Annotated in this window: 12 protein-coding genes; 5 read left to right on the top strand and 7 right to left on the bottom strand. The window is 26.3% G+C overall.

The genetic code is table 11. The features are described from left to right. Nucleotides 1-3 precede the first annotated feature (3 nt). The 4 genes from mutL to ACZJV1_RS09050 all read left to right on the top strand — a co-directional run bounded on the left by mutL (nt 4) and on the right by ACZJV1_RS09050 (nt 4657). Nucleotides 4-2019 (top strand): DNA mismatch repair endonuclease MutL, encoded by a 2016-nt coding sequence (mutL, locus tag ACZJV1_RS09065; protein ID WP_463652118.1) that lies wholly within the window; start codon nt 4-6, stop codon nt 2017-2019. Nucleotides 2020-2030: 11 nt separating this feature from the next. Next, complete coding sequence (gene miaA / locus ACZJV1_RS09060; protein ID WP_460288646.1) at nt 2031-2957, top strand: tRNA (adenosine(37)-N6)-dimethylallyltransferase MiaA; 927 nt, start codon at nt 2031-2033, stop codon at nt 2955-2957. A 44-nt stretch (nt 2958-3001) separates the two neighbouring features. Continuing rightward, nucleotides 3002-3235: an RNA chaperone Hfq gene (gene hfq / locus ACZJV1_RS09055; RefSeq protein ID WP_411167654.1), complete on the top strand. Its 234-nt coding sequence runs from the start codon at nt 3002-3004 to the stop codon at nt 3233-3235. Nucleotides 3236-3379: 144 nt separating this feature from the next. After that, nucleotides 3380-4657, top strand: a complete 1278-nt coding sequence (locus tag ACZJV1_RS09050; protein ID WP_460288647.1) for a methionine gamma-lyase family protein — start codon at nt 3380-3382, stop codon at nt 4655-4657. 70 nt (nt 4658-4727) lie between these two features. On the opposite strand, the gene ACZJV1_RS09045 is transcribed toward ACZJV1_RS09050, so the two are convergent. Both ACZJV1_RS09045 and lexA read right to left on the bottom strand, forming a co-directional pair. Then, on the bottom strand, nt 4728-5489 hold the full coding sequence (locus tag ACZJV1_RS09045; RefSeq protein WP_463652117.1) for a DUF3267 domain-containing protein: 762 nt from the start codon (nt 5487-5489) through the stop codon (nt 4728-4730). 65 nt (nt 5490-5554) lie between these two features. Then, the gene (gene lexA / locus ACZJV1_RS09040; protein ID WP_460288649.1) at nt 5555-6160 is read right to left on the bottom strand and encodes a transcriptional repressor LexA; all 606 of its coding nucleotides are present in this window, start codon (nt 6158-6160) and stop codon (nt 5555-5557) included. Between the two features lie 160 nt (nt 6161-6320). On the opposite strand from lexA, the gene ACZJV1_RS09035 reads away from it, so the two are divergent. Next, entirely contained in the window at nt 6321-6704 is a 384-nt protein-coding gene (locus tag ACZJV1_RS09035) for a hypothetical protein (protein ID WP_411167650.1), read from the top strand. 44 nt (nt 6705-6748) lie between these two features. Here the strand turns inward: ACZJV1_RS09035 and ACZJV1_RS09030 are convergent, their stop codons facing one another. From ACZJV1_RS09030 to ACZJV1_RS09010, 5 genes are all read right to left on the bottom strand, one after another. Beyond that, nucleotides 6749-7789: a tyrosine recombinase XerC gene (locus ACZJV1_RS09030; protein WP_463652154.1), complete on the bottom strand. Its 1041-nt coding sequence runs from the start codon at nt 7787-7789 to the stop codon at nt 6749-6751. 779 nt (nt 7790-8568) lie between these two features. Continuing rightward, on the bottom strand, nt 8569-10020 hold the full coding sequence (locus tag ACZJV1_RS09025; protein ID WP_463652116.1) for a DUF2828 family protein: 1452 nt from the start codon (nt 10018-10020) through the stop codon (nt 8569-8571). Between the two features lie 172 nt (nt 10021-10192). Further along, entirely contained in the window at nt 10193-10375 is a 183-nt protein-coding gene (locus ACZJV1_RS09020) for a hypothetical protein (RefSeq protein WP_411167648.1), read from the bottom strand. A gap of 97 nt (nt 10376-10472) precedes the next feature. Further along, nucleotides 10473-11081, bottom strand: a complete 609-nt coding sequence (locus tag ACZJV1_RS09015; protein WP_411167647.1) for an acetate uptake transporter — start codon at nt 11079-11081, stop codon at nt 10473-10475. 244 nt (nt 11082-11325) lie between these two features. Next, a complete protein-coding gene (locus tag ACZJV1_RS09010; RefSeq protein ID WP_463652115.1) occupies nt 11326-13233 on the bottom strand; it encodes an ABC-F family ATP-binding cassette domain-containing protein in 1908 nt (635 codons plus the stop codon). Nucleotides 13234-13264: the final 31 nt, after the last annotated feature.

Below are 13264 nucleotides of genomic sequence, written 5' to 3'. Positions count from 1 at the left end.
TATATGAAAAGAATAAATCTATTAGATGAACATACCTCTAATAAAATAGCAGCTGGAGAAGTGGTTGAACGCCCTTCTTCAGTTGTTAAAGAATTAGTAGAAAACTCAATAGATGCAGATGCTAAAAATATCACCGTCGAAATAGAAGAAGGTGGTATTTCTTTAATAAGAATTATAGATGATGGTAATGGAATACATAAGGATGATATTAAAAAGGCTTTTATGCCTCATGCAACCTCTAAGATTCAAAATGTAGAGGATATATATTCTATTATGACATTAGGCTTTAGAGGGGAAGCATTGGCCTCTGTAGCATCTATATCAAAAGTACTTTTAAGGAGTAAAATGGATGGAGATGATTTCGGTTCTGAAATTTCAATAGAAGGTGGTGAAATACTTTCTGTAAATGAAACAGGAACTAATAAGGGAACAATAATAGAAGTTAGAGATTTATTTTATAATGTACCCGCTAGAAGAAAGTTTTTAAAATCTACTTCAAGGGAAGGTGCATTAATAAGTGATATAATTTCAAGGATTGCATTATCAAATCCTAATATATCAATAAAATTTTATAATAACGGTAAAAAAGTACTACATACCTATGGAACAGGTAACCTTAAGGATGTTATTAGAACTGTATATGGAAAGTCTATAAGTGAGAATTTAATATACTTTGAAAGTGCAGAAGATGCAATTCATTTATATGGATATATAGGTAAAGAAGAAATAGCTAGAGGTTCTAGAAATAATCAAAGCATATTTGTAAATGGTAGATATATAAAGAATAAAACTATAGTTGCTGCTATGGAAAATGCATTTAAATCTTTTGCTACTGTAAATAAATTTCCTTTCTTTGTGTTATTCCTTGAAGTATATCCTGAGTTTGTAGATGTTAATATACATCCAACTAAGGCTGAAATTAAATTTAAAGAGGATAGAGGAATATTTAAAAAGGTATTTGATGCAGTTCATAAAGCTTTTAGAAGTGAAGTCTTTAATGATTTTTATATTCCTGAAGAAGAAAAAGAGCAAAAGGATGAGGTACCTACTGAAGTAGTAGAAGAAATTTCATTCAATATAAATTTAAATGATACTTATTCAGGCAACTTACCTTTATCGCAATATGATGATATTAATAATAAGAGTAAGGAAAATGAATTAAGCAGTAATATACAAGGAATTTCTTATGATGATTTAAGAAGAGAAGAAGAGCTTTATAATAATCTTAAAAATCTAAAAGAGCTTGGTAAATTAGATATTAAGATGCCTAATAATTTAAATAATGAAGATAATAGTAATAGCAATAAATATAATCCTATAGACTATGATTCAAATAATGTAGTACGTGAAGATAAAAGAGAATTTGCAAATAATGAAATAAATGAAGAAGTATCAATTATTAAGGAAAACATAAATAATTCAGAAATTAGAAATGCAAAATTCCCTAATTTAAAGATAATAGGACAGTTTAATAAAACATATATATTAGCAGAATATGATGAAGTTTTATATATGATAGATCAGCATGCTGCTCATGAAAAGATTCTTTTTGAAAAGTACTTAAAGAGCATAGAAGAGGGTGATATAGTAGTACAACAACTTCTAGTACCAACCTTAATAGATCTAACTAATGATGACTTTTGTTATTATGAAGAAAACTCTAATATATTTACTATGGCAGGATTTAATGTAGAAAGCTTTGGTGGAAATACAATAGCAATTAAAGAAGTACCATACTTCTTAGGTAAACTAGATCCAAGAAATTTATTTATAAATATCTTAGATAATATAAAATCATTAGGTAGTGGAAAGACAACAGAAGTAAAATACAATAGAATTGCAACACTTGCATGTAAAGCTGCTGTTAAAGCTAATGATTACTTAAATCACGTAGAGATGGAAAAACTTATAAATGATTTAAGATATATAGATGACCCATTCCATTGTCCTCATGGTAGACCTGTAATAATAAAGTTTACAAACTACGAATTGGATAAAAAATTTAGGAGAATTGTATAAAAGGAGTAACAATGAAAGACAGAGTTTTAGTTATAGCAGGTCCAACAGCAGTTGGAAAAACAGATCTATCTATAAAGTTAGCAAAAGAATTAAATGGGGAAATAGTTTCTACTGATTCAATGCAAATATATAAGTATATGGATATTGGCTCTGCTAAAATTACTAAAGAAGAAATGTGTGATGTTAAGCATCATATGATAGATGTAGTAGATCCTAGTATACCATTTTCCGTTGCTGATTATAAAGAAATGGCACAAAAGTGTATAGATGATATTTTATCTAGAGGAAAGCTTCCAATATTAGCTGGTGGTACAGGGTTATATATAAATGCTTTAACTTGTAATATGAATTTTACAGAAGCAGAAAATGATTTAGAGTACAGAAATGAATTAGAAAAGCTTGCAGAAAGCTATGGAAATGAATATATCCATAATATGCTTAAAGAAATAGATCCTATAAGTTACAAAGAAATTCATTATAATAACAAAAAAAGAGTAATTAGAGCTTTAGAAGTATATAAATTAACTAAGAAACCTTTTAGTTCCTTTAATGCAGGCGAAGAGTTTTATAACGGACCTTATGATGTAAATTATTATGTACTTAATATGGATAGAGAAAAACTTTATAATAGAATAAACCTAAGAGTAGACATAATGATGGAAAGAGGTCTACTTGATGAGTGTATAAAATTAAAGGAAATGGGGTATAATTCATCTGTACAGTCAATGCAAGGAATAGGATATAAAGAGATATTTTATTATTTAGAACATAAAATATCATTAAATGAGGCTGTTGAAATGATTAAACAAGGATCAAGAAATTATGCTAAGAGACAATTAACTTGGTTTAGAAGAGATCCTAGGTCAATATTCTTAGATAAGGATATTATTACTGAAGATGATATATTTAAAAAAATAGTTAATGATTTATTACTATAAAATATATAATTTTATTATATAAAAATCATATGGAGGTGATTTAATTGACTAAGCAACCTAACAACTTACAAGATATATTTTTAAATGGAGCAAGAAAAAATAAAATTTCCGTTATTATATATTTAACTAATGGATTTCAATTGAAAGGGTATGTAAAAGGCTTTGATAGTTTCACGGTTGTACTAGATTCAGATGGAAAACAAATGTTAGTATATAAACATGCTATAACAACTATTACCCCTCTAAAACCAATATTATTTAATAATGAAGAAGAGTAGGCAAATAATGCCTACTTTTTATTATTCTGCTTTGAAAATATATTAAAATATGATAATATTTAATTTATCTGATATATATAGTTTATACATAATTACTTAGAAGGGAGAGTTTACATATTATTAATAAATATGTAATGATACATTATGTTAAGAGAAACAGAAGAATTAATGATGAAAAATTATAATTTTAAACAAAAGACTTTTGAATTGTATAAAGAGGCTTTAAAAGACGTTGAAGAGGTTTTTGGATCTTATGATGAAATAAGAGAATACAATCAATTAAAGGTGTTAAAGGCTTTCCAAGATGAAAGGATTAGTGATTCACACTTTACAAATTCATCTGGTTATGGCTATGACGATATAGGAAGAGATTCCTTAGATAAAGTTTATGCAAGAGTATTTAATACTGAAAGTGCATTAGTTAGACCTCACTTTGTTAATGGTACACATGCCATAGGCTGTGCTTTAATGGGAAACCTAAGAACTGGAGATACAATGGTATGTATTTCAGGAGCACCTTATGATACATTACATAACATAATAGGAATAAGTGGTAAAGAAAATATAGGTTCTCTTAGAGAATATGGAGTTAACTACAAACAAGTTGATTTAAAAGATGGTAAATTTGATTTTGATAAAATAAAAGAAGTGCTATCTACTGATTCTTCAATAAAGCTTGTACATATTCAAAGAAGTACTGGTTATGGATGGAGAAATTCATTTCTAGTAAGTGAGCTTGGTGAAGTTATTAACTTTGTAAAAAGCATAAGAGAAGATATAGTAGTTTTTGTTGACAACTGTTATGGAGAGTTTATAGATACTATAGAACCTACAGATGTTGGAGCTGATTTAATTTCAGGCTCTCTTATAAAGAATATAGGTGGGGGAATAGCACCAACCGGAGGATATATAGCTGGTAAAAAGCCTTATGTTGAACAAGCTAGCTTTAGATTAACTACACCAGGAATAGGAGGAGAGTGTGGCTCAACATTTGGAGTTATGAGACAATTCTATCAAGGCTTATTCTTAGCTCCTCATATAGCCATGGAAGCTGTTAAAGGCGCTGTATTTTGTTCAAGAATAATGGAGCTTGCAGGTTTTGATGTTCTTCCTAAATATAATGAAAAAAGAAGTGATATTATTCAAGCTATTAAGTTTGGAAATAAAGAAAATCTAATCAAATTCTGTAAGGGAATACAAAAAGGTTCTCCAATAGATTCATTTGTTGAATGTGAACCTTGGGCTATGCCTGGTTATAATGATGAGGTTATAATGGCAGCAGGAGCCTTTATACAAGGATCTTCTATTGAATTATCTGCTGATGCTCCAATAAGAGAGCCTTATATTGCATACCTTCAAGGTGGACTTACTTTTGATCATGCTAAGATAGGTATTTTAATCTCTTTAAATAATATAGTATAATAGTAAGAAAGTAATATATAACTAAAAAACACCATTAGCTTTTGTATAAAATAGCTAGTGGTGTTTTTTATTATTCATCTATATGAAAAATCATTTCTTTAATATATTCTATATCTATATTTTTATCTTTATCTTTTAAAGTTTTTTTAGCTTCACTATCGTTTATATTTTCTAGTATCTGATAACAGTATTCATCTTCATACTCTGAATCATTTTCTTTATCTAAATCAACACATATTTCTGTTACACTAATATTTGAATCAATATATTCAAATGGAGTTACAATTAACTCTTCACCAATAGAGTCATCTATACTAATTAATATTGAAAATATTAAATCTGGAACAGATATAATTGCACAGGAAGAAGCAATGGCATATATATAAATATTAAACTCTAGTATATAGCTAACTATAGTTGGTATAAAACCTAATAGTATAAAAGGAAGTATTAATGATAATATTAGTCTAACTTTTTTTATAGGTTTATTAGAAAAAACATAAATATTCATATTTAAAGGATTAAATTCTAATTTAACAACATTCTTTTTAAATGCATTTGGAAATAATATTGCTTTTAAGAAAGCATAAGGAATTTCTAATATAAAGTATAACACAACTAATAGTACTAAGAATTTAATACCTACTTTTATAAAATCATCACCAAGGTAAAATAAACTATAGCCTAATCCAAAAGCGTATATAGAAGCCACGATAACTTTCATAAGTAATACTATAGAAAAAAAGTCTTTTTTAATAATATACCCTTTGCTATCTTCATTTATAAAATAATCATTTGTCTTACTATCTTTTTTTAAAAGAGAAAACTTCAAAATTACACCTCCTAAAATAGTAATAAAAAAATAAGAGTCATACAATATTGTATGACTCTTATTTTTTAATATGCTCTAAATAAACCAACTAATTTACCTAAAATAGAACAGTCTTCAACAATAATTGGGGATAAGCTATCATTTTCAGGTTGAAGTCTTATATGATCTTTTTCTTTATAAAAGGTTTTTATAGTCGCATCATTTTCAATTAATGCTACAACTACATCTCCGTTTTTAGCAGTTTGAGATTTTTCTATAATTGCATAATCTCCATCATGAATACCTATATTAATCATGCTGTTTCCTGTTACTCTTAACATAAATAATTCTTCATTATGCTTTATATAATCCATTGGAATAGGAAAAGTATCCTCTATATTTTCAGTTGCTAGAATAGGAGTTCCTGCAGTAACTCTCCCTACTAAAGGAATGTTTAGCATTTCTTTTTTTACATTAGAAGTTTCCAAAATTTCTAATGCTCTAGGTTTGGTTGGATCTCTTCTTATTAATCCCTTTTTTTCTAATCTTTTTAAATGGCCGTGAACAGTTGATGTAGATCTTAAATTAACAGCGTCACAAATTTCTCTAACTGAAGGTGGGTAACCTTTATTCTCAGTATATATTTTTAAGAACTCATAAATTTCTAATTGTTTATCTTTTATTTCGTTCATTTTAACACCTCACTCTATTATTAACATTATAGCATAAAGTTTAGTTTATATCAAACTTATGTTCTGGAAACTAGAGTTCTTTCCATTGATGTTTGATTATGTAATATATATTTGATATAATATAATTTGTTTTAATTTTATAAACATAGGTGGTGTAGTGATGGATATTAAGAAATATAAAGAAGATGATTATTGTGATATATATCCTAATAGAATCTGTGATAATTGCGGTGATTGCTTAGAAGAAGAAGGTATAGATGTAAGAGCTATAAAAATAGAGGATATAGCAAAAACTGTTGAAGAAAATGAATATCTAGAAAATGAATATAAAAAAATGCTAGAAGCATTAAAAGAAGAAGAATTATTATCTAAGGAAAATGAATTAAAAGAAGAGTATTCACTAGAAAATGAATCTTCAGAATATGTAGATGCATTTGATCATATTGAATATATTGATGATTTAGAATTATTTGAAGAAGATTCATTAGAAGAGCTTACAGAAGAAGTTTTTCCGGGAGTTAGAAAGTTAAAAGGGAAGTTTTAATAACTTTAATATAAATGGTTAAGATATAAAGATATCTTAACCATTTATATTTTAGATAAAGGATTTGATTTTACTGCATCTCTTAGGATTTCTTCATCTACATGAGTATAGATTTGAGTGGTAGATATATTTTCATGTCCTAATATACTTTGTAAGCTTCTTATATCTACATTTCCATGCTTGTACATTAATGTAGCAGCTGTATGCCTTAATTTATGAGGAGTATATTTATTATCAACTAATCCTAAATTAGTTATATGTTTCTTAACTAACAATTCAACAGTTCTTTTATTTATAGGTTTAAAGCGGGAGGAGAGTAGTAGATACTCTTTATCTTCATTTGTGCATTTAGAACTATCTCTTACAGATAAATAATTATTAATAACTTTTAAGCAAGCTTCATTTAAATAAACAGTTCGTTCTTTATTACCTTTGCCTATTATAGTTAAAGTATCACCTTTAATTTTATCTATTTTAATGCTACAAAGCTCTGATAAACGCATACCACAATTTAAGAACAATGTTAAAATACAATAATCCCTATAATAATTTTTATTTTCCTTATCCAATGAATTTAGTAAATTTAAGCTTTCATCTAAAGTCAAATAAATAGGATGCCTTTTACTTATTTTAGGAGACTCTAATTCTAAAGTGGGATTATCATCTATTATTTTTGCTTTACCATGAAGAAATTTAAAATAAGATTTTAAAGTAGCGACCTTTCTAGCTCTTGCATAATTTCCGTTTTCTCTTTGTTTTTCAGCAAAAGATAAAAAAGCATATATATCTGTTAATTTTATATTTTTAATAAAGAAATTATCTATATCTCTAATATCTATTTCTGAGAATTCTAAAGAGTCATCTTTAATAAGTCCTTTATATATCTTTAAAAACCTAAAGAACATTGTTAAATCTATCTCATATCCTTTTATAGTATTAGGGGATTTCCCTTTAATAGTTTCTAGATAATTCAAAAAATCTATAACTGATTCTGGTAAGTTTCTAATTTCAACTTGTTGAATTCCATACTTATTTATAATAGAATTATTGTTCAAATTCAATTTATCGACAGAATTCAACTCCATACTCATCTTGGAATTTTTCTTATATATCTTTTGAGCTTTTTTTATACTTCGATTTATACCAAGCTCTTTAAGCCAAATTTGAACATTTCTAACTCCAGTATCATAAATTTCTGCTAGCTGTGAAGTTGATAATTTGTGTATTTCAGCAAGTTTAAATAGATCTTCAATTATATATTCATATCCACGTTCGACACCTAAATCGTAGTAATTGGAATAAACTGAATGAAGTTTTTTCTTATCTTTACTTGATAGTTCTACAACTAAAAGATTTTTTACGTCGTTAGTATATAAAAAATCTTTATACTTATATGTTTTCGTTCGTCCTGTAGACATTTTTTCACCTCCAAAATCGTTGTAAAGCCTTGATTTTATTATATCATAGCGTTTTTAAAGTTACAATAGTACGAAATATAATAAATGTATATTTAGCGAAATAAAATTAGCTGTTTTTTAAGGTGTTTTTATAATATTTTTATTAATTAAGCTATCTTAATGTTTAAATTTATATATACCCTCTGTATCTCTTTATATAAATTTAAAATAACGACATGATTTTACCTAGTATAAACTTAATAAATTTATTTGTCTTTATTTATAGCAAAAATGAATTTATTAAATATTTTTAGCTTATTTTGCTATACATAATTATTGAATAATTATATTCACATTTTTATCCACTTGGTGTTATCAATTATTAATTTATTAATTTCAATAATAAAATAAACATATTAAACATTATGTAAACTAATTTAATAAACAATGCTTTTATTTAGCATTGTTTAAATTATTACATCTTTATAATTATTATCATTAAAATTATCTATATTAATATTATATTCTGTAGTTTCCTTTGATTTTAATATATACTTCCACATTCTTTTATCATAACCATTTATAACTACATTATTATTACCAATATCTCTTATAGAAAATTTTTGGGATACGCTTTTCAGATTCCAAAGTTTTATTTTTGGAGTATTTAATCCTAGACTTAACCATTTTTCATTAAACCTTCCATAACTATTTAAATCTAAATCTTCGCTACTACTATATATATAAATTATAGACTTAGGAATTTCTTCATTTTTAAAATTCTTTTTAACTATAGTAAATAACAACAAGTCTAATGCTGAAGATAGATCAATATTATAATTAATGCAGGAATCTAAAATTATTTTTATATCTTCAACAATATTCAATCCTGTTACTTTATTGAATTTAGGATTGTTTTTAAAGGACATATAGTAATTTTTAAAGCTGTTTAAATTCATTTTATTATATAGGAGTATTGTTGTAATTAAAATTTCAAAATATCTACTATCTCTTTTCAACACTTCTGTTTCTATGGCGTTTATTACTAATGTATCTTCAATATTATCTTCACAGCTTTTATATGCTTGTATAATATATTGCCAATTTTTTATATACATATCTTCTGTACTGTTCATCTCCAAGTTGTTAAAGTTTTTTATAATATCAGAGACTATATTTTCTGGATTCTTAAATGGAAAATTACTATTAATATTTCTTTTTATATATTTCTCGAAGTTTTCTTTATCTCTTTTAATAAAAGCTTTTCTGTATTTAATAATATTTAACCTTGTTAAGTTTTTATAATTTATATTTAAGTAATCTTTTCTACTTAGATCTCTTTCTACTATACCAATTTTTCCTCTTAGACTAGATAAGAGTTTTCTATATTCCTTTTGAGAGTATCCCAATAATTTTCTAGTCTTCTTGCCTAAAATTATAGACTCTTTAGATGATGTGTTTTCAGATTTTAACCATTTACCTAAGGTTGACGGTATTTTTGAATTTATATCTATTTCTATTTGGTCTTTAAATAATTTAACAACGTCTTCTTCTAGATTAGTGTCAAATAAATAATATAAATCATCCCAACGTCCATACTTAGGGATTAAAGTTAGATTATCTCTTATATATTTAGTATGTTCATTTGCTAGGTATTTAATTAAAATTCTAAAAATTCTCTTTTCTCCTAATCCATTTATTTTATCCCTAATAAAAAATAAAAGTCTTAAGCTATATGCGGAGTCATAATAAAATACTTTTAGATAGTTCTCTATAATATCTTCTTCTTTCGCAAATCTAAACAAGGAGATATTTTCTAGAAACTCTTCTATAACGCTTTTATTATTTTCATATTCATCTATCCCAATTTCTGAGACTTTATATAATTCTTCTCTTATTTTATTTAGTATGCTAGACATAACTACCTCCTTAAATCAATACAAGACACGCTATAAAAATAAATATTACATATAAATATGGCTGCAAGTGTCTTTTCAAGATACATTTTTAATTGGGCTGTTAGTATCTTTTCATTATTATTTTATTGTAAACATTTAACTTTTAGAACAAAAAAAGTAATTATTACACTTTTTATAATTCTATAATTTTTATAATTAACTCCTTAAGAATTAATTCTGATTTTGAAGTACCATTTTTAAAATATCTAACTTGTTTATAATTTATACCATTTAAATTTAAATCTATTACATCTATTTTATCTCCCATATATGTAATTGGCTCTTTTCTACCTTTTAAAAATATTGATACTTTCATATTCTTTTCATACTCCCTCTATTAATAATATTTAAAATAAAAAATATAGTATTAGTTACATTTTAATATAACAATACTATATTTATAATACCATATTTTATTTGAAAATATTAAATGGTTTACCTACTGGTAAAAATACTTTCCCAAAATGTTTATTTAACACTGCTGCTCCACTTCCATAGAATGAAAAAATTGAAATCCCAAGTTCTGAAATGGCAGCTAAATTATGAGAAAAGTGTGGCATAATACCAAAAGAATTTAGCATTAAACCTATAAAAAGTAAATCTATTAGAACGAAAATAAAGAACAATACCTTGGTAGTCTCCATAGCCCCTATAGTCATAAATAATGTAAATATTAAATAAGCTAAAAATGCAAAACCTAATTGTTTTGTATCAGCAGCTGTTGAAAGTTTTTCTCCGAAAACACCATTTTGTATAAGCCAAGTCATTCCCATGGCATACCAAAAGAATGCATAAGCTCCAAAGGCAGTAGCTCCAAAAGTATTGTTATGTTTAAAATCGTTTATACAGGCAAATAATTGAGCGGTAGCTCCTAAAAATATAGCCCATGGTAATACAAGAGATACCCCTTGTGTAATTCCTAATTTTTGAGATGAAGCAACTAGTGTTATAACAGCTAGTCCAAATAATCCTAATGCTGAAGGATCTGCAACTAAAATTTTTACTTCTTTTGTTTCTTCCATGATTTCCTCCTATGTAATGTTATTGACAACCTTTAAAAGATTATCAAATATTTTAAAGGTTGTCAATAAGGCATCTGAAAATAAATAATAAGTCAAAGATGGGAAGTATATTTTGAGTTAGACAAGGAAAAAGGTTCCGCAGATAGTAGCACTATCTAAGGGTTCTGTTGACGCAGTATAACACAAAATAGACGAGCATTCTGACTTACTTATTTTTTGAAGATGCCTAAAGCAATTCACTAATTTATCTATTCTTATACTCTTCTATTTTATTAGCGATATCCTCCAGATATTCTAACCTCTCATATTTAAATAAAAGTTCTTCTTCTACATTCTCTTTTTCTTTCATAAGCTCATTTAAAGCTCCATAATCAGATGAATTTTTGCTCATTTTCACTTCGATTTTTGATATAGAATTTTCTAAGTTTTCTATAACAGAATATATTTCTTCAAATTCCTTTTGTTCTTTAAATGTGAATTTAGGTTTATTAGATGTATTCTTATACTCCTTTTGATCGGATTTTTTTACTTTTTCTTGCAATAGTGGTTTTTCTACTGATTTTTCATATTCCTTATGTATTAAATAATCACTATAGTTACCTACATACTGCTTTATATAACCATTACCTTCATAAGAAAAAATTTTATTACATAATCTATCTAAGAAATACCTATCATGTGATACTATTATAACAACTCCAAGGAATTCATCTAAGAAATCTTCTAAAAGTTTTAAAGTTTCTATATCTAAGTCATTTGTTGGCTCATCTAATATAAGTACATTAGGAGATTCCATTAGAATTCTCAATAAATGTAATCTTCTTCTCTCTCCTCCAGACAACTTTTCTATAGGAGTATATTGCGTAGTTCCATCAAAAAGAAATCTTTCGGCTAATTGAGATGCTGTAATATTATAACCATCATCTGTAGGAATATTTTCTCCGCCCTCTTTTATATAATCTATAGCCCTTTGATTTAAATCCATATGACTATTATCCTGTGAAAAAGTTCCTATACTTACCGTATCTCCTACTTCTATATTCCCCTTATCTGGTGTTAATGAGCCCATAATCATATTTATTAAAGTAGTCTTTCCAGCTCCATTTTTTCCTATTATCCCTATTCTATCATTTTTAGAAAATATATAATTAAAATCTTCAATTAGTACTTTATCATCAAATGATTTAGATAGATTGTTTATTTCTATAATCTTTTTACCTAATCTTCTTCCTATAAAAGGCATCTCAATATCAGTATTAACTGTTACATATTCAGTATTTACTAACTCATCAAATCTTTGAAGACGGGCTTTTTGTTTTGTAGTTCTAGCTTTAGCTCCTCTTTTTACCCATTTTAATTCTTTTATTATAAGTTTTTGTCTTTTTTCTTCCATTGAAGCTTCAATTTGTAATCTTTCAACTTTTTTTTCTAGAAAATCACTATAGTTACCTTCATATAAATAAAGATTTCCTCTATCTAACTCTACTATTTTATTCGTTACTCTATCTAAGAAGTATCTATCATGAGTAATCATGATTAAGGCACCTTTTCTAGAGTTTAAGTATTCTTCTAGCCATTCTATTGATTCTGAATCTAAATGGTTAGTTGGCTCATCAAGAACTAATAATTCACAAGGAGTTATTAATGATGAAGCAAGAAAAACTCTTTTCCTTTGCCCACCTGATAGTTCTGACATCTTCTTATTAAAGTCATTTATTCCTAGCTTTGTTAATATTGTTTTAGCATCACTTTCTAGATCCCATAAGTTCATGGTATCTATTTTACTTTGAAGATCTATCAATTTATCATTTAATGATATATCATTTTTCACCTTTTCTAACAATTCTTCATACTCCATTAAAAGCTTCATTTCAGGAGTATCTCCTTTAAATATCTGTTCTAAAATAGTAGCTTTATCATCAAACTTTGTATCTTGAGCTAAATACTCTATTCTTATATTTTTTCCTTTTACTATCTTTCCATCAAAAAATTCATCTCTTCCAGTTAATATCTTTAATAAAGTAGACTTCCCTGCTCCATTTAAACCTATTAAACCAATTTTATCACCATCATTTATATTTAATGTAATATTATTTAATAATATTTTTTCACTGTAAGTCTTACTTACATTTTCTAATGTAATTAAATTCATATAATTCTCCTTAAACTATTTATCTATTAGT

Source organism: Clostridium sp. LS3, from assembly GCF_055330225.1.
Note: the sequence above shows the minus strand (reverse complement) of the source record. Positions and strands in the feature narration are given on the sequence as shown.